The sequence below is a fragment of the Mesorhizobium sp. M4B.F.Ca.ET.143.01.1.1 genome (assembly GCF_004792275.1).
Classification (GTDB): Bacteria; Pseudomonadota; Alphaproteobacteria; order Rhizobiales; family Rhizobiaceae; genus Mesorhizobium; species Mesorhizobium abyssinicae.
In genome coordinates, this window is sequence record NZ_SRSR01000014.1 from 69,513 (window position 1) to 90,430 (window position 20,918).

General features: G+C 58.4%; 14 protein-coding genes. 6 read left to right on the forward strand and 8 right to left on the reverse strand.

From position 1 onward, the window contains the following. Positions 1-483 precede the first annotated feature (483 nt). The 5 genes from EN786_RS27535 to EN786_RS27555 all read right to left on the reverse strand — a co-directional run bounded on the left by EN786_RS27535 (position 484) and on the right by EN786_RS27555 (position 7,187). Positions 484-1,779 (reverse strand): O-antigen ligase family protein, encoded by a 1,296-nt coding sequence (locus tag EN786_RS27535; protein WP_127310189.1) that lies wholly within the window; start codon positions 1,777-1,779, stop codon positions 484-486. Positions 1,780-1,966: 187 nt separating this feature from the next. Further along, entirely contained in the window at positions 1,967-3,937 is a 1,971-nt protein-coding gene (gene asnB / locus EN786_RS27540; protein WP_127310188.1) for an asparagine synthase (glutamine-hydrolyzing), read from the reverse strand. A gap of 80 nt (positions 3,938-4,017) precedes the next feature. Continuing rightward, positions 4,018-4,809, reverse strand: coding sequence for a class I SAM-dependent methyltransferase (locus EN786_RS27545; protein WP_187331236.1), 792 nt, complete (start codon positions 4,807-4,809; stop codon positions 4,018-4,020). Positions 4,810-4,855: 46 nt separating this feature from the next. Continuing rightward, positions 4,856-5,875: an NAD-dependent epimerase gene (locus EN786_RS27550; RefSeq protein ID WP_281015704.1), complete on the reverse strand. Its 1,020-nt coding sequence runs from the start codon at positions 5,873-5,875 to the stop codon at positions 4,856-4,858. 31 nt (positions 5,876-5,906) lie between these two features. Continuing rightward, positions 5,907-7,187, reverse strand: a complete 1,281-nt coding sequence (locus tag EN786_RS27555) for a nucleotide sugar dehydrogenase (RefSeq protein ID WP_127310186.1) — start codon at positions 7,185-7,187, stop codon at positions 5,907-5,909. A gap of 246 nt (positions 7,188-7,433) precedes the next feature. Between EN786_RS27555 and EN786_RS27560 the strand changes: the two genes are divergently transcribed. After that, the gene (locus tag EN786_RS27560) at positions 7,434-8,564 is read left to right on the forward strand and encodes a glycosyltransferase family 4 protein (RefSeq protein WP_127310185.1); all 1,131 of its coding nucleotides are present in this window, start codon (positions 7,434-7,436) and stop codon (positions 8,562-8,564) included. A gap of 136 nt (positions 8,565-8,700) precedes the next feature. On the opposite strand, the gene EN786_RS27565 is transcribed toward EN786_RS27560, so the two are convergent. Beyond that, positions 8,701-10,482 (reverse strand): ABC transporter ATP-binding protein, encoded by a 1,782-nt coding sequence (locus EN786_RS27565; protein ID WP_246688762.1) that lies wholly within the window; start codon positions 10,480-10,482, stop codon positions 8,701-8,703. 177 nt (positions 10,483-10,659) lie between these two features. Between EN786_RS27565 and EN786_RS27570 the strand changes: the two genes are divergently transcribed. The 3 genes from EN786_RS27570 (at position 10,660) to EN786_RS27580 (ending at position 14,493) form a co-directional block, all read left to right on the forward strand. Beyond that, positions 10,660-11,526 (forward strand): hypothetical protein, encoded by an 867-nt coding sequence (locus EN786_RS27570; RefSeq protein WP_127310184.1) that lies wholly within the window; start codon positions 10,660-10,662, stop codon positions 11,524-11,526. 79 nt (positions 11,527-11,605) lie between these two features. After that, complete coding sequence (locus tag EN786_RS27575) at positions 11,606-12,835, forward strand: glycosyltransferase (protein ID WP_127310183.1); 1,230 nt, start codon at positions 11,606-11,608, stop codon at positions 12,833-12,835. Beyond that, positions 12,832-14,493: an O-antigen ligase family protein gene (locus EN786_RS27580; protein WP_135909071.1), complete on the forward strand. Its 1,662-nt coding sequence runs from the start codon at positions 12,832-12,834 to the stop codon at positions 14,491-14,493. Before EN786_RS27575 ends, EN786_RS27580 begins: the two co-directional genes overlap by 4 nt. An 18-nt stretch (positions 14,494-14,511) precedes the next feature. On the opposite strand, the gene EN786_RS27585 is transcribed toward EN786_RS27580, so the two are convergent. Further along, positions 14,512-16,530: an acyltransferase family protein gene (locus tag EN786_RS27585; protein WP_187331235.1), complete on the reverse strand. Its 2,019-nt coding sequence runs from the start codon at positions 16,528-16,530 to the stop codon at positions 14,512-14,514. A gap of 70 nt (positions 16,531-16,600) precedes the next feature. After that, on the reverse strand, positions 16,601-18,616 hold the full coding sequence (locus tag EN786_RS27590; protein ID WP_187331234.1) for an acyltransferase family protein: 2,016 nt from the start codon (positions 18,614-18,616) through the stop codon (positions 16,601-16,603). 394 nt (positions 18,617-19,010) lie between these two features. On the opposite strand from EN786_RS27590, the gene EN786_RS27595 reads away from it, so the two are divergent. Both EN786_RS27595 and EN786_RS27600 read left to right on the forward strand, forming a co-directional pair. Continuing rightward, positions 19,011-20,024 carry an NAD-dependent epimerase/dehydratase family protein gene (locus EN786_RS27595; RefSeq protein WP_187331233.1) on the forward strand — a complete coding sequence of 338 codons (1,014 nt, stop codon included), beginning with the start codon at positions 19,011-19,013 and terminating at the stop codon, positions 20,022-20,024. Between the two features lie 170 nt (positions 20,025-20,194). Next, positions 20,195-20,809, forward strand: a complete 615-nt coding sequence (locus EN786_RS27600; RefSeq protein WP_245478345.1) for an undecaprenyl/decaprenyl-phosphate alpha-N-acetylglucosaminyl 1-phosphate transferase — start codon at positions 20,195-20,197, stop codon at positions 20,807-20,809. Positions 20,810-20,918: the final 109 nt, after the last annotated feature.

Sequence of the window (20,918 nt, forward strand, 5' to 3'; positions counted from 1 at the left end):
TAAATCAATGATTTAGATGGGTTAAAAACAATTGAGTGGGAGTAGGGGAAACGGCGGCAATAGCGTAGCTGTGACGGCGATTCTCGCCGTGTAAATAGTTTCGTGTCCGTATTTCACCTCCCGCCAAACTGGCATTCTCCATCTCCAATCTGGCAAGTCCGATCTGCAGCCAGGTACCTGATGAAGTAAAGCCCTTTCAAAAGGGGAGAGGCCTATAGCGTAGAACGGCGTGCATAAAGGCGAGTCTGCTTAGCGCCGCATGTCGCCCGCATAGACTAGAGCTGCCGTTCCCTGAAAGCGGACATTGCTGACGCTAACGGCTAAGGGTGCCGGCGCGCGAGAAGCGGAGTTCTTAGGAAATGTTCGGAGACTGAGGAGCACGTAGCTGCACACCTAGACTGGTCACTAAAAGGCTTGAAGCTAAGGTTGGTGGCCACAGGTGGTTCAAATCCAACCTGTACGACTTATCCCGCGGAAAGGTCTTCATGAAGTCCGATTAGAGATCGGGGCCGCGATAGGCGAGCTTTTCCCGATCGGTGGCAGCGTTCGTCCGCAAGCCAGATACGTTCCGGAAACTAGGAACACCATCAGGGTCGAATCTAAAATGTCATGGCCGACAAGGATGCCGGTCAGGCCGCCAGTGACATAGATGATTACGGTGACGACGATCATTGTCGCCCCGAACCGCTCTACCGGATCGGCACTGAGGCGTAGGACCCTTGCTGCGATCCAGATCGCCACGCCGAAGATTGTCGCGAGAGCCAGGGCTCCAAGCAACCCGGCCTCGACAAGTGCGGTCAAAAAGCCGTTGTGAAAGTGGTTGAAACCTTGGTTGGTTCGAAATCGCTCCTTGAATCCATCTTGTGAAAGCGTGCGACTGGCGGAAATGCCGTGGCCGAAAAATGGGGCTTCGCGAAATGCATCGAGACCTATGTCCCAGAGTCCAACCCGCAATCCGAGTGGAGTGGAATGATCGCCTTTGGTGGTGAGGGCCTGCCAGTCATCGAAAAGGAAATGAGTGCGATCCACGATGATCGGAAACGTAATTGCCGCCGTTAACAAGCTGGAAGCGCCCGCTACAATCAGCAACCGCCTCATATTCGCTCGAGTGAACCTATGGCGATTGACTACAAGGATGGCGACAGCGGCAATCAATAAAGCCACCCAAACCATACGCGAGCCCGAGTAGATAGTCGCCACGACCCCGGCGAGTGCGGCGACAGTCAATGGCTTCCAGGCTTTCTCTATTCCCGACAGAGCGCCCGAAAGGCACATCATCACGGCGAGACAGGTGACAGTCGCAAAAACGATCGGATTTCCAGCCCCCCCTTCTGCCCTGAGCATCCCAATCCAGTAATATTGGACGATGGCCAGGACCAACGCGCCGCAACACGCCGCGGCGCTCGCAACCACAGCAATGCGCGCAAGGCTGGCCTTATCGATGATGCTCCAGGTCGAATAGGAGATCGGGAAGAACAGCAAGGTGATCAGCGGCAGGAAATACGCGACGTCAGCCCGCAGCGTACCGTTGACGATCGAGGCCGAGACCATAGCCGCGCAGTAGGCATAGATCGCAATGGTCATGGCAAGCATCGGCCGGTCGACATTGAAGCGCCGCCGCTTGGCTGCCAGCAGCACCACCGACCAGAGTGCGCCGCCATGAAAGACGAAGCTCACCACCGATCCCAGCACAGGTGGCGAAAAGAAACAGGCGATGGAGAAGTAGACAATTATCTGCGCGGGTGTGAGATGCCGCGGGAGCGATATGAACGGGTTCAAAGCCTTGTTTCGCAATCTTCCAGATTGTGAACCGATCGTTCTAAGGTTCCCGCTATCATGCTCTTGCACCCTTTTCCCGAACCGGTATAGCCGCTGGCTCCGGTATCCGATAGTGCAATGCCGCCGCGCCCCCCAACCGGCTGTAAGGGGCGGGCACTCCTGACTGAAATCGTCGGCACGCGCCAGGTTAAGCCGCGACAGCCGTTGAGGCTCCCTGGTTTGCTTCCCGCCATGATTGGAACATCAGTACGTCCCAGAGCGGATACTGGTTGTTGCGCTGTCCAGAAAGGTGTTCGGACCACGCGCGCCGGATCACCTCCGGCCGGAAGAAGCCATCTTCCCGCAGCCGGCGCTCGTCGAGTAGTGCCTCGGCCCAATGGCGCAGCGCACCGCGCAGCCAGGCGTCGATCGGTACGCCAAAGCCCATCTTGGGGCGTTCGATGAGTTCGCGAGAGATATGCCTGTACAGCAGTTGCCTGAGCGGCCATTTCGTCTTGTTCTCGGCCCGCAGGATGGTGAGCGGTAATGAGAGCGCGAAGCTTACCAGGCGATGGTCGAGCAGCGGCACGCGGGTCTCGAGGCCGACAGCCATTGCCGCGCGGTCGACTTTCACCAGAATGTCGTCCGGCAGATAGCTCATCATGTCGAGATACATCATCCGCTCGACGCTGCCCGGTAATGCCGGTAGTGCTTCCAATCCCGTCAGCATCGTCGGTGGCTCTACCGCTTCGGGAATGATCTCGGACGGCTCCCAGTGCGAGCAGAGGCGACGATAGACGTCGTCCATGGTCCGAAGCGAAAGGACCGAAGCCGCCTTGTGGATCTTGTCGCCTACTCGCTCGCGCCGAAGGCGTCGTGGTAAGAGCGGCATGATCCCGTCTGCGACGTTGTCATACAGTCCGGGGGGCGGCAGTGTTGCCAGGCTGGCCGACACGCGACGCAGGCCGATCGGGATGCGGGAAAGCTTGTTCCAGAGCGCGTCGGCGAGCGCGTAGCGCGTGTAACCGGAAAACAACTCATCTCCGCCGTCGCCCGACAGCGCAACAGTGACACTGTCGCGCGCCAGCCTGGAGACGAGGAAAGTCGGGATTTGCGAGGAGTCCGAAAACGGCTCGCAATAGATGCCCGGCAATTGCGGCACGACGTCGAGGGCGTCCCGGTCGCTCAAATATAGTTCCGTATGGTCTGTCCCGAGATGGCGCGCCACATGTTTGGCATGATCTGCTTCGTTGTAGCCGGCCTCGGCGAATCCGATCGTGAACGTTCGCACAGGCCGCGAACTGATCGACTGCATGACCGCCACGATTGCGGAAGAATCTATGCCGCCGGAGAGGAAGGCGCCAAGCGGTACGTCGGCTATCATCTGCCCTTCGAGTGTGCGGCGAAGATGGCGCTCGACTTCGTCGACGGCTTCCTGTGGGCTTCCTTGAAAAGGTTCACGGCGGCCCTGTTCCGCGACCTCACTCGCGCTCCAATAGCTCTCTACGCGTGGCTCGCGCAGAGGATCGGAAAGAAAGAGAAGGTGGCCAGGTCTTAATTTGCGGATACCCTGATAGATGCTGTAGGGCGCGGGAATGTAGTTATGGCGCATCAATAATGCCAGCGCATTCCGGTCGATCGCCGGGCGCCAGTCGGGAAGCGGATGAAACGCCTTGGGCTCAGAAGCGAAGGCGAAGGCCTTGCCGACGCGGCCATAATACAGGGGCTTCTCTCCCAGGCGGTCGCGCCCGAGAAGGAGGGTTCTCTCTTTTCGGTCCCACAGGCCGAACGCGAACATGCCTGTGGCCAACTCAAGAGCTTGTTTTAGCCCCAGTTCCTCGATCGCAGCCAGAAAGACCTCGGTGTCAGAATGCCCGCGCCAGGCATGACCGCCACATTGCCGATCGAGAAGCTTGCGCATCTCACCGTGATTATAGATTTCGCCGTTGAAGACGATGACGTAACGGCCGCCGTGCGAAGTCATGGGCTGCGCGCCAGCCGATGACAGATCTATGATTGCCAGCCGTCGTTGACTAAGCGCGACACCCGCCTCAGCATCGGTCCAGACGCCGTCGCCGTCCGGCCCTCGGTGCCGGATCATGTCGGCCATGCGACGTACAGTGGACGCGCCGCTGCTCGTCGCGGCCGCTCCACCCACAATGCCGACAATACCGCACATCCGGCGTCGCTGCTCCCATGATGGCCTGGCCCGAGTCTTGTTCTCTATAAGAAATCAGATAGAGGCAAATCCGGCGCCTATTAATCCGTTCGCACGAAACACCATTGACCGCAGCCGGTGCCAAAAAGGCCGAGCCCTGGAGTGACGTTCAGGCGCTGCTTCGTGCGAAACCCAAGCTCTTCCACGGCCGTCTCCAGCTCTGTAGCGGAGGTGGATTGATAGGGATACCCGCCAAGCCAGTCGTCGACATCCGCCAAAAACTCCATGCCCCGGCGTTGGCGATAGTTCTTTACGAAAGAGATCGCGTCCCGGTGCCGCAGCGTTCTTGCCAACAAATAGGCGCAGACAAAAAGAGCCCTCACCGGAGGTCGCAGCCACTGATGAGAGGAGTAGAGCCTCTTTTCGACCGTCCACAGCCCGCACAGCGGCGTCTTCAGGTAGATCGCAATTCCCAATCGCCCGCCAGGGCCAACGAGACCTGTCGCATTGCGGATCGCTGTCCACATATCGCCCGTATGGTGCAGGACACCCCACGAGTAGACAATGTCGAACGTCCCGGGCGGGAAGGACGCTTTGTCGAGGATATCGGCTCGCTCCACATTCCATTCCGCTCCCGGTGCAAACCGGGAAAGAACGGCTTTGGTTGTTTCGACGCAACGGATGTCGTAGTCGAGCGCGCGAACCTTCGCCGCTCCCAAGCGAAGGGCGGCCGCAGAATGCAAACCCGATCCGCAGCCGATGTCCAGAAATGTCTTCCCGTCGAGATCGCCCACCAGGCGGCGAAGATCCTCGCAAGCCCGGTCCAGGTGTTCGTCCTCGAAGCGCGCGGCGAGCTCGGACCAGTTGCGGCCGAAATCATAGCGCGCGTTCATTGCCTTCCCATCCGTCGTCCTTTTCTCAAAGACCAAGGGAATCGGATCATACGCGATAGAATTCCCGATACCATTCCACGAAACGCGGAACCCCGATTTCAACCGGAATCTTCGGCTTGAAGCCGGTCGCCTCTTCAAGTGAGCTGACATCGGCGAACGTCGCCGGAACGTCACCCGGCTGGAGCGCCATGAGGTTGCGGTTTGCCTTCCGCCCGAGTGCGTCCTCCAGCACCTCGATCAACCGGTTCAACTGAACGGGCGAATTCCCACCGATATTATGGATCCTGAAAGGCGCGCTGCTGGTCGCGGGGTCGGGAGCCGCACTTTTCCATTGCGGATTTGCTGTTGCGGGTTGCTGCATCACGCGGGCAATGCCCTCAACAATGTCGTCGATATAGGTGAAATCTCGCTGCATGTTGCCAAAGTTGAAGACGTCGATCGGTTCGCCACCGAGAATGGCCTTGGTGAAGATAAACAGGGCCATGTCTGGCCGTCCCCACGGACCATAGACAGTGAAGAAGCGCAATCCTGTTGTCGGCAGGCCGAAAAGATGGCTGTAGGTATGCGCCATCAGCTCGTTGGCTTTCTTGCTTGCGGCATAAAGGCTCAGCGGGTGGTCCGCTGGATCGTGAACGGAGAACGGCATCCGCGTGCTGCCGCCATAGATCGAACTGGAGGACGCATAGACCAGATGGCCGACTGAGGCATGCCGGCATCCCTCCAGGATATTGAGGAAGCCAGTGAGATTGCTTTCCGCATAGGCGTGCGGATTGGTAAGCGAATACCGAACGCCGGCTTGGGCCGCGAGATTGACCACGATCTCCGGAGTGACCGAGAGAAGAAGCGCGGAAATGCCATCTCGGTCGGTTAGGTCAATTTGATCGAAACGAAAATTTGGAAATTCTTTCAAGCGAGCGAGCCGGGCTCGCTTCAGATTGATGTCGTAGTATTCATTCATGGAATCGAGGCCGACAACCTGCCGGCCATCAGAGAGAAGCCTCTGGCAGAGGTGAAACCCTATGAAGCCAGCCGCGCCGGTGATCAGAATCGGCCTGATCGATGTCAATTTGTACTCCCAGGTTGTGATCAGCTTGAGATCAAAGGCTCCAATATTTTATCACTCCAGGAACTTCATTCGGCTTGATGGCCGACTTGACGTCGAACAGCGTTCCACCTGGCCTGATCATTTGAAAAATACGGGATTTCTCCCTGGATAGATAATGCTTGTGAGGAACCGCCAGAACAAGCGCCTGCAAATCGTTTATCTCGTCGAGTGGCAAGATTGTTTCACCATATTCGCGTCGAGCGGTTTCGGCATCGGCAAAAGGATCGTGGACCTTGGGGGCAATTCCGAACTGCCTCAGTTCCCTGACCAAGTCGAAAACGCGGCTGTTGCGCAGATCCGGAACGTCCTCCTTGAAGGTCAGTCCGAGAACGCCGACGGAAGCTCCTTTCACGGGCACATCCGAACGGATCAGCTGTTTGACGACCTGTTGAGCAACGAAGGCTCCCATGCCGTCATTGATGCGGCGGCCGGCGAGGATGATCTGCGGATGGTAGCCCTCAGCTTCCGCCTTGGCAGTCAGATAGTACGGATCGACACTTATGCAGTGGCCGCCCACGAAGCCTGGCTTGAACGGAAGAAAGTTCCATTTCGTCGACGCGGCATCAAGGACGTCCTGCGTCCGAATATCAAGCCGCTCGAAGATCATTGCGAGCTCATTCATCAGCGCGATGTTGAGATCGCGCTGCGTATTTTCGATTACTTTCGCGGCCTCGGCCACCTTGATCGACGGAGCTCTGTAGACACCGGCATCGATGATACGGCCGTAAACACCCGCTACACGCTCCAGCGCTTCAGTATTCTCGCCAGAGACGACTTTGACGATTCGTCGCAGCGAGTGTTCGCGATCGCCGGGGTTGGCTCGTTCAGGTGAATAGCCAAGCGCGAAGTCGTGAGGATGCCGCAGACCGGAAATCTGCTCGATGATGGGTCCACAAAACTCTTCGGTAACGCCGGGATAGACCGTCGATTCGAAGACGACGACCGCGCCTTTGCTGACCACTTCCCCGACGAGTTCGGATGCCAGCTTCAGAGGCGCAAGATCGGGGGCACGGTTGATGTCGATAGGGGTGGGCACGGCAACCACGAAGAAAGTAGCGCCTTTCAACATCTCCCGGTCGGTCGTAAGTACGATCGACGATTCCTTGAGCGCTGTGGCGTCAACCTCTCCCGTACGATCGACGCCGTCGCGCAGCTCGTTGATACGGTGCTCGCTGATATCGAAGGCGATCGTTGCCGGGAAGATCTTTCCAAACGCGATGGCTACTGGAAGGCCGACATAGCCTAGGCCGATTACAGCAATGCGTTCGGACATCCGTGGATTTCCTCAGGTCGCTTGTGACTCGAGGCGCTTGTATGGCAGGCGGTGGGTTAATTCAACGATGCGTCGTTGCGAAGGCGGCAGTCTCCACTCAAAAGAAAAGTCCACCGCCAATGCCTGCCCCGCTCAACACTCGGGCCGACCGATACTGTGGATAACATGCGGCAGGGTTGGGTTTCGGGACCCGAGACCTTACAAGAGGCGGCTGGCCTGCTGCAATCAGCCTAAGATGTTGAACGCATGAACCGTATCGTCGTCATTGTGAGCGAGCCAAAGTCCCTTGCAACCACTCGAGGACATTTTCTCCTTGCGCTGCGCGTTGCCGGTTACGAAGTTCATGCCGCTGCGCCGTTCGATGAGATGACCGTTCGTTGGTTGACCGAAAACGGCATCCGTTTTCATCATCTGCCGATGGCGCGCGCGGCAGTCGGTCCGCTCGGCGATGCGATTCTGGCGCTGCGTCTCTACAGAAAAATACGAGAACTCAGACCTCAAGTCGTGCTGACCTGCGCAATCAAACCAATCGTCTATGGCATACCCATAGCATTGATTGCACGCGTCCCGCGTCGGCACGCGCTTATCACTGGCCTCGGCTATGCGTTCACGGACCGCCACAAATCGCTACGCTGGCGGATCATCAACGCTGCGGCCCGCCTTCTTTATGCCGCAAGCCTGCGCGGCGCCACGACGGTAACTTTCCAGAACGAGGACGATCGAGATGATTTCCGTCGCCTGGGGCTCCTCGGGCGGACCCCAGCCAGTGTCGTCAACGGTTCAGGGGTCGACCTGGATCGTTTTAGGGTTGTGCCACTGCCGGAGCAGCCGCGATTTCTTATGATCGCCCGCCTGCTTCGCGACAAAGGCCTTGCCGAATACCTGGGTGCCGCGAAACTGGTGAAGGCGGTCCGGCCGGAGGCTCGCTTCGACCTGGTCGGTGATACGGATCCAAATCCCGCAGGATTTCCGGTCTCGGAGGTTGAGGCAGCCGTCGCGGACGGAACGATCCGCTATCACAGGGCTGTAGAAGATGTCCGTCGGGTCATCGCCGATTCGCGCATTTACGTACTGCCCTCCTATCGCGAGGGCACATCGCGCTCGGTTCTGGAAGCAATGGCGATGGGTCGCCCGGTGATTACGACAGATGCGCCCGGCTGTCGCGCGCCCGTCGTCCCCGGGGTGAACGGCCTGTTGGTGCCGGTCGGTGCCACGACCCCCCTGGCGGAGGCCATGATCCGTCTGATCGACAACCCAGATGAGGCCGTATGCATGGCCAGGAACAGTCGGTCGATCGCCGAACAGCGCTATGATATTCAGAAAGTTACTGCCCATATGATGGAAATCATCGAAGTCGGGCAGCAGGCCGCCGGATGACGTCTGCAGAAAAGCCAGCGTCGGACCGATATCAATTCGGATCCATTGGGCTTTCATTCATCGACAAGTCCTACTCCGCTGAATGCCGCGAGGCCGCCTACAAGCTCTTATCCTTCCCGGGTAAAGAGAACGGAGACTAGGCGATATGCGGCTGGCCGTCTTCGATCGTTACGATCTCGTCGCAATTTTCGACCGTCGTGAGGCGATGCGCGACGATGAGCACGGTCAGATCAGCGGGCAAATCACGGATTGCCTCCATGACAGCTGCTTCGGTCTCATTGTCGAGCGCGCTTGTTGCTTCGTCAAAAACGAGCAAACTCGCCTGCTTATAGAATGCCCGCGCGATGCCTATTCGTTGGCGCTGGCCGCCGGACAATCGCACGCCGCGTTCGCCGACCCGCGTTTCATAGCCCTTGGGCAAGTTTTCGATGAAGCCCGCCAAAGCAGCCTGCTGCGCTGCGTTGCGAACACGTTCAAGATCGATGCCGGCGGGGTCGATGCCAAACGCGATATTCTCGGCGATCGAAGCATCCGAAAGGAAGATACTCTGGGGGACATGGGCAATCTGCCTCTGCCAGGCACGTCTGGTGCCTTCATCAAGGGGCTTCCCATCGATCTCGATCACTCCGCTTGTCGGCTCGAGCAGGCCCATAACGAGATCGACAGTCGTGCTCTTCCCGCTCCCTGTCTTGCCTACAAACCCGACCTTTGCACCTTTCACGATGGTGAGATTGAACCGTTCGATAACCGGCGGCTGATCGGGCGCGTAGCAGAACGATAAATCCTTCAGCACAATTGCCTGATCGAAAGGCAAGCGCCTCGGCGGAGGTGCCTGTGCGTCCGCTGGGAGTGGCGCTTCGATCGTCTTAAGAACCGCTTCGACGCCAGCGATATTGCCCAGCACGAGCGCCCAGTTTGCATAGATCAATTGCATAAGGGGTACTAGACGCTGCGCGCCAAGGGCAAACGTTCCCAGCATCGGCAGTACCTGCCCGGCGTTGTTTGTCCTTGTGATCAGGAAGTAAGCAAGTGCGGCGATGATCACCATCCCAGTGGCTTCGATCGCGAATCGAGGAGTAGCGGCCGCGAGAGCGTTCCCCGAATAGGCGCGCTGTAAATGCCTATCGAGTTCTTCGAAACGGGAAAGGAAGTAGCGCTGAGTGTCATTGATGATGACATCGCGAATGCCGCCCAAGCCCTCTTGCACGGACCGAATGTCTTCCGCCTGCATTCGCTCTATCGTGCGGGCATTCGTCTTGAGATGTTTGCGAATGAAGAGCGACATGCCGAGATAGGCCACACCCAATCCGGCAAAGATCGCAAATGTTATGAATGAGCTCAACGCGAACATCGCCGCAACGACGAACACGCTGATGATCGCTCCCCCGACCGCTTGGAGGATCGGGAGGAGAACGTTCATGTTGATAATGTGGACTTGGCGAAGTGTCGCCAGCACCGAACTGGAGCTATTCGATAAGTGATAGCTGTAGGGTTGGTAAAGTGCGCGCTTGTAAACCCTCACGGCGAGCTCGTGCCCGAGCGAAAAGACAAAAGCATGAGTGGCTCGCGAGAGCAGGATCCGCACAATCCCAGCGATCACTACCACTACCGAAAATAGCGACAGCAAGGGCAGCAGGCTGTCGCTCGAACTGGCCGAACCGAAGCTCTGCAATTGGCGTCCGATCCATGACTGACCTATTGAATCGGGATCGGTGATCTTGGCCAGAAACGGCAAGAGGGCACCGAGCGTCGCGGCCTCAGCGATGGCGCCGAAGAACATTAGAACCAGAAGACCGAAAAACTGGCGGCGCCGCCGCCTCGATAGCTGCGCCCACAAGCGCCGAAGCGCGTCGGTCGTGCTGTCTAGGGTCTGGGTTCCGCTCAATGCCAAGGTATCGCCCGCATTCTTGACGTTCATTGCGCATGCGCGCCACCAGGAAACAAGTCGCAAGTGGCGCCAATTGACAATTTCGGACCTCAGATCGTCAAAGGCCATCCACAAGCTGGACCATTCAGGGCAGCTTCGAACGTGCAATTGTGATATCCCTGCACTACTAGCAGCGAGGAAAAGGCGATTCTAAGCAGGAGCCGTCATTTGGGCGCCGATCGGTTCTGCCAGTCCTTGGGTCTCTGCCTGATCGGGCTAGGGACGGTGTTTCTGCTCTTTGTCGCTGCTTATCCCCTCGGCCTCGTCCAGGCCTATCCGACACCCCCCGTTGAAGCCATTGAGGGACCGCTTGGGTTTGAGAAGAAGATAGGGGATTTGAACGGCCTTTATCGCGGACCGAATGAGCCCAGGCAGGTCTATCTTGAGCGCCTAACAAAGGCTGTCGCGGGTGGCGTGGTGCATTACTGGACGGAAGGGGACCGCTGGACGGATACTGACGCGCGCTATACGAAGATCAGCGTTTTCGACAACTACGTCATCTGGCTGCTCGGTTGGCTTCCTGCATACCATGACAGCTTTCAAAATTACGAGTTTTTGACACCCCGAAAGGCCTTAGATCGCGGTTACGGCTTTTGCTCCCAAGTCTCAAAGATTGTCTATTCAATCCTTACGGAACAGGGAATCCCAGCGACGATATATAGCGCTGAGCAGCACACGATCGTCGAGGTCGATGGTAATGTTCTCGATTCCGATTATGGTGTCCTAGTACCCTATCCTCTGGCTCTTGTAGAAAAAGATCCGTCGATAGTCGATTCCTACTATTCGGACTACGAAGATATGCTGCCTCTTTTGCATGGAGCCTACGGTCAACCTTGGCATCGGCTTGGAACGCCGGAAGGCTTTCAGAGTGCCCGTTCCTACGAGACAATTCTCGAAAGGCTGAAGTGGCTTCCGCCGGTCATATTGCTGCTCATCGGCGTGTTATTAGCGACTGGCGGGCTGCTTGGGCGCGGACCGTTCGTTTCTGCCCCGAAAATATTTGCCTTCGGCCGTTCACCCAATCGTGGAGCTTAGGGAGTGCTTTGCGCTTGCTTGAGACCCATGCCTGTGGCATGCGACGGCTAAATCGGAAGTCGGCGGCGGTAGAGTCTCGATGAATTATGCTCCAGCAAAGACATCCGCTATCGTTCCTTCGACGGCCATCGCCAAGAGTCGTCGTAAGGGCGTACTTTTTGTGATCGGATCGCTAAACCTTGGCGGCACGGAGAGCCAACTCGTACTCCTCGCCAAGGAGTTGGCGCGCCGAGGATGGAGGGTCGAGGTTTTTGCGCTTACGCCGGTAGGCAACATACTGGCCGAACCTCTGACCCGCGCCGGTGTACCAATTTTCTACGGCCGCCACCGACCGAATTCCCCTGCCGCCGGTTCAAGGACGTCGCCGGGTTTGAAGGAGTTGATGGTCCTCCTGGCTGCGGCCACCTGGGTTTTCAGGCGGGTGGCTTGGACACGACCGAGCGTGGTCCATGCGTTTCTGCCGCTGACCAATTTCCTCGGCGCCATAGCCGGACGGTTAGCGTTGGCACCACTTATCGTCACATCACGGCGTGGCCTCGGCAGCCACCAGGAACGCTGGCCTTGGCTCAAATGGATGGATCGGTCCGCTAACCGTTTTTCCGATGTCGTGGTTGCGAACTCTCTTGCTGTCGCGGCAGACACGGCGACGCGGGACAACTACAGCATCAACCGCATCAAAATTGTCGCAAACGCCCTCGATTTTAGCCGGTTCGACAATATCGGCGATCGTCGCAATGGGACCCGGGCTCGACTTGGTCTCGGCCCAGATGAGGTGGGCATCGTCATTGTCGCCAATTTGATACCGTACAAAGGTCATGACGATCTGATCGAGGCGATTGCCCTTGCGTGCAAAGTGCGCCCGAACATCAAACTCTTTATGGCCGGGCAGGACCGGGGAATCGGATCGGCTCTGGCGCAGCAGGCTGAACGCCTCGGCATCGGGCGCAACGTGCAAGCCCTCGGAGTTCAGAGTGATATCCCGGGCTTACTGGCAGGCATGGATGTCGGCGTGATCGCGTCCCATGAGGAGGGCTTTTGCAATGCCTTGATGGAGAAACTGGCGGCCGGCCTCCCGGTAGTGGTTACAGACGTAGGCGGAAATCCGGAGGCAATCTCAGGCCTGCCAGGATGTGTTTTGGTACAACCTCGCGCTCCCACTGACCTCGCTCGAGGTTTGCTGGAGACAGTAGACCGTCTGCCAAAGCGCAAAACGGAACAGGAGTTTCGCCAGCGGATAATGCGCCAGCGCTATTCGATTGAGGCTATGGCCGACGCCTATGAAGCGCTCTACTTCACGGGGAATGAATGAGCGGGGTTGCAGATGTGGATTGCTCACTAGGCCCGTCGCTGCAAACGAAGTTAGTGAACCTTTCGGCCGGCTTCTGCGCTTTCACAGTCGTTGTATATCAGGCCTGGTTTATGCCTTTCTCCCTGCCATTGTTCACCGGGCGAGATGGCTATCTCAGGTTGGTCTTATACGCGCTCTATGGCGTTGTACTTATCGTCTCTTTGGCAGTGGTAGTGACGCGACGTGACGTGCGCAAAGCTATTTTGCCGCTGGCAATCGGCGCCGCGATTGCGGTGGTACCAATCGCTCTGCACCCTATAGGGATCGTCAACAGGAGCTATTTGACAACTCTTGCTCTTGGTGGCTCTGCAATCACTCTGATGCTTGCGTTTGCCCCACCGATTGTGCTGCGGCTGTCCGCTTCGGTTACGGCCCTCAATGCTATCGCTTGCTTCCTGGATGTGCTTTTCACCCATGGCTTTACCACTACGGTTGGCCGTGCTGCGGGGTTAGCAGTCAACCCGAATGTGGCCGCTGCGGGACTCTTGCTCGGCGGCGCGGCGAGCTATCGCGCCGTACCCAAGGAATGGCGCCCTGGTTTTCTCGTCCTGGTTGGTGGGGCGCTTGCAATCACCTTGTCCCGCTCCACCATTCTTGCCGCCGTCGCCACCGTCTTCCTTCCAAGTACGGTTGGCATCTGGCAATATTACAGAGCTGCCCGAAGATTCCGGATCGACACCGCTGCTTGGATGCGGGCTCTCGCTGTGGCTGTTGTGCTGCTATTGGTAACTTCCGTAGCACTGACCACTAACCGCTACTTTCGAGCTGCCATTAGCCAGTCTTTCGCAGGAGTGTTGTCCGTAAACACGGACCTTAGTGAGGCAGGCGAAGCTGTCGAGACGTCGCTCGCCCGGGCAGCGGCTCCGATAGGACATCCTCCCCAAACAAATGACGCGAGCCCGCTTTCGATTGAACCGCCTGAGTTGGCGTCTTCTAGAAGCGGCCCAGCTCTATCCGAGGAAAGCCTGCCAGGAGATGTCGCCTCTCCTCCCAAAGCGAGTCCGTCTGCATCAGGCGCGGCCAGGATTCAGGCCCTCAGCGAACGGCTGACAGGTGAAGGTAAGAGAAATTCTATCTCCGCCCGCGCTCTGTTTTTGGAACGCGGCCTATTGGCATACCGGACAGGCGGTTTTTTTGGTCGTGGGCTGGAGGAGGCTCATGTCTTTGTTCCTCACAACACTTTTGTCCTTTTTGCTATCGCTTTCGGCCATATCGGCTGGCTGGTCCCACTCGGCTTCCTCGTGTTCGCCTTCTCGTTGGTTCGTGACGCCGAAGATCTGCCACTCGGGGTCGCTCTCTCAGGCGTTATGCTGACTTCGCATGATGTCTTGCTGACGCCGAGTTTGTTCATACCCGTGGCTATCGGCATAGGCAGCATGCTCGCCGCAAAGACCAATCCCAGCCGAAGCAGAGAAGCATATTCGAGCTTTGTGTTTGGAATAGGCGGAGGCGTCGGGTTATTCGCTGCCGCTTCCGTTGTCCTGTTGATTTCGCCGCCGACCGGTGTCGATCTCACGGCTAATCCGCTCTACTTCATGCTTTTGGGGACCGTCGTCGCCTGGGCTGTTGCGACACTTTATTTTTTCTGTCGCTCTCGTCGAAGCGGCCCCGGCGCATAGGCGAGGCGCTTGGCGCGACTATCCGGCCCGCCGAAGGTCGATCGACTGGACGGTCAGATCACCTCGGAGCATCTCGATAATTTTCGGAACAATGAGCCTCGCGCCGAAGATCGAGAGGTGGTTCTCGTCGACGTAGAGGCTGTGCCCTGCGCTGTTTGTCATTCGGCATTCCGCGGCGGGGCAGATCGCGTCCAGCGGATCAACGAATTGAAACTGGGAATGGCGGCCTGCAAAAGCCGCGAAAGCCGCTTTGAATGCGACATGCTCTACCTTCGAGGACGCCGGGCATGGAAGCGAGAAATAGTTCGGCCTGAGAGCACAGATCAGGTTCGTGTTTGGAGCGTGTCCGATCAAGATGACCGGTCCGCGAAACCCGGTGTACAGCTTGGAGATGTCTTCGAGCATTGTCGGAAACAGCTTTGCCAGATTACGGATATCGACAGGCGCCCCATCAGCCTTCCTTTCTAGAATGTTGCGATATCCTGGCCAGCGCTGAGCGTGGACGATGGCAGCGATCCCCCCAGCGTTCAACCAACGGGCTGCTTGTTCTGTTGCGGCTCGACAATGTTGCGTCACCGCGCCTCTAGGCCGGCTCTGAAGGTCCGCTCCGAAATAGCAGCTGCCGGCTTGCGCTAGCAGGAAGTGAAATTCCTTCCCGCCAAGCTCTTCAAGGGCGCGGGTGTAGTGGTCAACGTGCGAGTCCCCGACGATGAGAATCTTCGTCGGGCTTTGAAGATTTCCGAATTCGCAGAAATCCTCACAGCCACGAGAGCCCGTGATCGATTTCAAGGTCGATCGATCGGCCAGTTCACCTCCCGCGATCGCCGATGGCGACCGCCAAGGCATACCGTCCCACATTGAGTAGCTGATCAGCGAGAGGGTAAGCAGGCCTGCCAACGCAAGCCCTGCGGGTCCGACGAAGCCGCGGCCAACACGATACGGCTGTTCAACGAAGTGAAACATCATGACTGCCAAGGCGAGAGACAGGAACCCGACGAGAACAGCCTCTTTCGGCAGCAGCGGCCGCAGAAGGCCATACTCACAGAATACGATCAGGGGCCAGTGCACTAGGTAAAGTGAATAGCTGATGCGCCCGACATAGGCTGCGGGGCCATTGCGTAAAACAAGCGCCACATGTCGTGAGCGATCCGCGTAAAGCACCATCGCGGCTCCGACTGTAGGCACGAGCACATTGAGGGCGGGTGCGTGCGCCGTGTCGTCCAGAAAGAAGACGGCGCTGCCTATGAGCACCAATCCAAGCAAGGCGAGGAGTTCGTGGGTAGCCAAGGCTCGCGGGTGTGGAAGCCAGACCAATACCGCGCCACAAGCAAATTCGAACACGCGGAAAGGCATATTGTAAAAGACGGTCGCCCGGCCGTCCGAAAGCCATTCGGCAGTCCGCGTTCCAGCAAGCAGCCAAAATGATCCGTCTTGGAATGCGAAAATTAGCCAGAAGCCCAAAACTGCGATCGCCAGGATTGGCCAAACCATCCGACGTCGGAATAGGGCGAGCAAACCCGAAAGCAGGAGCGGCCACACGCAATAGAACTGCCACTCGACACTCAGGGACCAAGTGTGCAGCAGGGGCTTCATACGCGCGGCCAGGTCGAAGTAGCCGGATTCTCGCCAGAAGAGTACGTTCGAAACCCCTAGAGTGGCGGCCAAAAGCGACTCTGCGAAGGTCTCCAAGTGCTGTGGAGCGAACAGAAGAACCGCAGCAATGCACGACAGGGCCAGTGTCGCAAAGAGAGCCGGCAGCAGCCGGCGAGCGCGGCGCCGATAGAACTGCGCCAGGCTGAAACGCCCTCCGTCGATATCGGCTACAACAATCTTCGTGATCAGAAAACCGCTGATCACGAAAAAAACATCGACACCGACAAAGCCACCGGAAAACCCGAAAATCCTCAAATGAAAGCAGAGCACTGCCAAAACAGCGAGCGCTCTAAGGCCATCTATCTCTGCCCGATGATGGTTCAGCCTGTCCCGTGTTGCGAGTGACGCAGCGGAGGTCGAACCGCCTTGCTCCTCAACGGGCAAGGCAACGCTGCTTCCCCGCCAAGTTGCGCCAGCCGTAGTTGAAGACAGGGCTTGGCGGTTTCGCATGCCCCTAGTTGCTCTTGAGGGTTGTCGGAGACCGTGGAACGTTCATGACCGATACCCGCGTCTGCCTGTCATCAGCAGCGAGGGCCTGGTAGAGGCCCATCACCCGCGCGAGCACGTCGTCGGTCTCCGGCTTCAAGTTTCTGCGTACATGCGATGCATCGCGGTAAATGAACTCACCATTGATGTAGGTGGCGCACTGCCCGTTCGGGCACATCCCTTTGAGCGGATCGACAAAGAACACCCCGTCATGCTCAGTGAGCGACGCCAGCGCGGCGACCATCGGTGACCACACCCGCAGGATCCGCTCACTGTCGATATCGGTCGAGCAACGCCTCAATATCCTGCTTTCGCGCATCGCCGCGCACGAGGTCAAATCCAAACCTGGCCCAGGCACCTGACCAATGATTCCAACGCGCCGCTCGGGAGCGGCGATTTCTTCAACGAGGCTTCGCAGGCCGTCGCGCATCAGCAGGACTTGGTCCGCTTGCCGCCCGTCGTCAGCAACGACATTGGTGTAGGCAAGGCTTGTCCAGGCTGAGGACAGAACCACGAGGTCGATGTCCGTGCGCTGTCTCAGCATGCTGACCGCGGCCGTTCGGGACGATGCGCAGCTTTCCCGGTAGTTAGGTTGCTCCGGAAAGTCGCGATGGACACCTTCTCCGAATGCGGCCGGGCAGGCATGATAAAGAAAGAAGGCCGTATTCTCCCTTTGGCCAACCGCATCCAATAGCGGGGCGAGATGCTCCGCATGGCTGTCACCCCACAGCATGGCATGGCGTGCCGCCTTGTCCCAAGGTGCTCCGAATGCGCAAAACGTGCCGTCCAGCTCGGCGATCTTGACCATCCGCGGACACGGCCAGTCCCACATCACCTCGAGGCTGCGCATCGCCTCAACCTCCCTCGGGATTCTGCTGGCGATACCCCCCGCTTGGAAGATTGAATTGCCGCACAGACCGACCATCAACGCTGCGGTCGCGCCGGCGATGACGGTTCTCATCGGGGGCGGCCGCAGCCGGCGAACGGGTTCTTCGACGAATCGCCAGGACAAATAGGCCGTCGCCCAGGCTGCCGCGATGAGGATCAGCGCTTCGCCCGCTGTCGGCATCGCGCCGCCGGCATAGTGACGGAAAAAGACCAGAATCGGCCAGTGCCAGAGGTACAGGCTGTATGAAATTTTTCCTGTAAAGCGGAGCGGCCCGCTTGAAAGAACCGCCGTAGCGATGGAAGGAGAACAAGGCCAGACGAGCAAGACAGCACCAGCCACCGGGGCGAGTGCACTCAGTCCCGGAAATGGCTGGCTCGAGGATAGCCAGATGGAGCTAGCGGCTATCAGGCAAAGGCCAACCAAGCCGAACGCCTCGGAAGTGCCACGGCGGCCGATCGGCGGAACAAAAACCAGCAGTCCGCCTAGTGCCAGTTCCCAACCCCGGCTGAAGGGAGCATAGAACGCTTGCTTGGGATCGACTGCCACCAGGTGCAGGGCAGTCGAAAAGCTGATCAACGCGACAAGGCAGATCGCCGCCACGGTCGGCGACCGCTGGCGCCGCCACAAGCGGTTGGCGATGAACAAGAGAGCTGGCCATACGAGGTAGAACTGCTCTTCGACGCCGAGGGACCAAAGATGCAGGAGCGGCAGTAGAGTCGCCTCGCGGTCGAAATAACCAGTGTTCCAGAGGAAATAGTAGTTTCCAAGCCCGGCAGCGGAGAAGGCCGCACTGCGCCCAAGACCGGCATAGTCACCCGGGAGCAGAAGAAACCAACCCGCCGTGAGCGACAGCCCGATCATCACCAGCATTGCTGGCAGGATACGACGCGCGCGCCGACCGTAGAATTCGGCGAACGACAGTTCGGCGCTCTCCGCAACCAAAAGGCGTGTGATCAAGTAGCCCGAGATTACGAAGAAGATGTCAACGCCGATGAATCCCCCCGGAAAACCGGGAACGCCGAAATGAAAAAGGATGACGGTGATGACCGCGACAGCGCGCAAACCGTCGACGTCTGCCCGATAATCGAACTTCAAAGGTTCCCCCGAGCTATCTGTCGAAACGTCATAGCGTGATTGCAATCGGTGAGTCGACGGCGCGACAAGGCGCGGCCTGCGACGTTGCGATTCCAATAGTTTCGAATACTACCGCTTCCTTGCAATGCTAGACCGCGAGAAACATGGGGATACCCTGACAATTCATTTCACGCTAGAACGACAAAAACCTACACAGGTGTACCGGAATCAGTTCTGCCTGTTGGGCTAGGGGCAGCTGGCTCCCGGGGACATGTGGGGGCTTCGTTGGAGATATCGAGGGCCACCGAAAACTCGGCCGACTTGTAGAAAACGAGTTGTTCATCGTGTCCTTGACTGTATAGAAAGGCTATCCCGTGCGTAGCGAGGGCCACGGGTCGTTCTGGAGGCGGCAACTTTGGACAACCATAGCCCGGACGTGGTTGAATTCGGCCCGCGGACACATGCCCTGGTTACAGGTGGCGCGGGCTTTCTTGGATCGGCGCTGGTCGATCTGTTACTTGACCGCAATTGCAGCGTAACCGTCATCGATGATCTCTCGAACGGCTCGCTTCGCAACCTTCCGGTCGGCAATCCCCGCCTGACGATCCGTACCTTCAGGGTCGGCAGCCCGGCCTTCAATGCGGCGGTCCATGACGAGGTTGGTCTGGCTGACGCCGTATTCCATCTGGCGAGCCCGATCGGGGTTCAGCTTGCCCACACGGAACGCTTTGCTGTCACCAGCGGCATTCTTGAATCAGGTTGCGCAATCGTCGAGGCGTGCCGGCTGCACCGGCGTCCGCTTCTCTATACGTCGAGTTCGGAAGTTTACGGCTCCGGTCGCGACCGTCCGATTACAGAGTCCGATCCTGTGGTGACGGATCTCCGACCGCGATGGGGATATGCTGCCGCCAAGGCAGCGGTTGAGCATCTGATAGCCGGATTGTTTTTCGATTTCGGCATTCCCGCCTGGATTGTGCGGCCGTTCAACATGGCTGGGCCTCGGCAGCGCTCGGCGACCGGCCTCGTGCTGCCGGTATTTGTAAACTCGGCCTTACGGGGCGAACCGCTTGTCGTTCACGACGACGGCGAGCAAAGGCGGGCATTCCTGCATGTTACCGACGCCGCCGAAGGGTTGCTCCTGGTCATGCAATGCCGATCCTTGCGAGGACGGCCGGTCAATCTGGGTGGCAGCGAGGCAGTGCAGATCGGAAATCTCGCAAGGATGGTGGTTGAGGCGACCAACACGAACGCGCCGATCGTCATGAAGTCTTCCAACGCGGTCTATGGCGAGAAGTTCGCCGTAACGCATGATCGCGTACCGGATACGAGTCTTCTGAGCACCATGACAGGCTGGCGCCCGCTGCGAAGCACAAGGCAGACGATTGCCGACTGCATCGAGCATATGCGTACCGAACGAGTGATGGCTTGACGCTTGGCTTATTGGTCCCGTTCATCGGGGCCCTGTTCATTGCGGTTCCTGGCGTATGGCTGTTCGCTCGCCTTGCGAGGCGCATCGGGGCTGTCTCCAAGGTCAAGAGCGACCGATGGCACACATCGGGCGAAGTCCCTCGACTTGCAGGGCCTGCCCTACTGATCGCGATGTCTCCATGGCTTCCGGTTGGCCATATCCTGTTGCTGGCTCTTCTCTGCCTAGTCGGCGCACTCGATGATGTCCGATCCCTTTCCGCCGGCGCCAAGGCAGCAGCGTTGGCCGCGGCGGCGATACTTGCCGGGATCATCACAGGTTTTTGGTGGGTACCGATCGTCATTTGGATCGCCTGCAACGCGGTCAACATGCTCGATCACGCCGATGGACTTGCCGCGACCACAATCGCAGCCGCCTCTTTCGGCCTCGGCGGTGATGCCGGGCTGGCCTGCGCCGGTGCCTGCCTCGGGTTCCTTTGCTTCAACTATCCGCCAGCACGTGTCTTCATGGGTGACAGCGGCAGCCTTCTGCTCGGCGCGGCAGTCGTGCTTCACGCTTCGGAAAGAGGTTTCGGCTCCTCGTTGGCGTGGCTTGCCGTCCCACTGATCGATGCAGTATTCGTTATCATCCGCCGCTTGCGACGAGGACGGCGGCCTTGGATTGGCGGTACGGACCACCTCGGCCATACGTTGCTGCGGCTGGGCGTAGGCGGTAAGACTTTACCGGCCCTTTATGGGGTAACGGCACTCGCACTAGGCTTGGCATTCACTGCTTGGCAAAGTTCATAGAACCAAACGGGTATCACAATCCCCAGGCCGCCTTCCGAAACCGCAGCCCAGCACGCTGCGAAATATGGCGGCAATTTTCGGTGCCCTCGACTTATGTGACCTGGGTGTT

What these genes read in the sequence shown, in the direction of transcription:
- EN786_RS27575 (WP_127310183.1), top strand. Translation starts at nt 11,606, where the DNA reads ATGAATTATGCTCCAGCAAAGACATCCGCTATCGTTCCTTCGACGGCC.
- EN786_RS27555 (WP_127310186.1), bottom strand. Translation starts at nt 7,187, where the DNA reads ATGTCCGAACGCATTGCTGTAATCGGCCTAGGCTATGTCGGCCTTCCA.
- EN786_RS27580 (WP_135909071.1), top strand. Translation starts at nt 12,832, where the DNA reads ATGAGCGGGGTTGCAGATGTGGATTGCTCACTAGGCCCGTCGCTGCAA.
- asnB (WP_127310188.1), bottom strand. Translation starts at nt 3,937, where the DNA reads ATGTGCGGTATTGTCGGCATTGTGGGTGGAGCGGCCGCGACGAGCAGC.
- EN786_RS27545 (WP_187331236.1), bottom strand. Translation starts at nt 4,809, where the DNA reads ATGAACGCGCGCTATGATTTCGGCCGCAACTGGTCCGAGCTCGCCGCG.
- EN786_RS27600 (WP_245478345.1), top strand. Translation starts at nt 20,195, where the DNA reads ATGTCTCCATGGCTTCCGGTTGGCCATATCCTGTTGCTGGCTCTTCTC.
- EN786_RS27560 (WP_127310185.1), top strand. Translation starts at nt 7,434, where the DNA reads ATGAACCGTATCGTCGTCATTGTGAGCGAGCCAAAGTCCCTTGCAACC.
- EN786_RS27565 (WP_246688762.1), bottom strand. Translation starts at nt 10,482, where the DNA reads ATGAACGTCAAGAATGCGGGCGATACCTTGGCATTGAGCGGAACCCAG.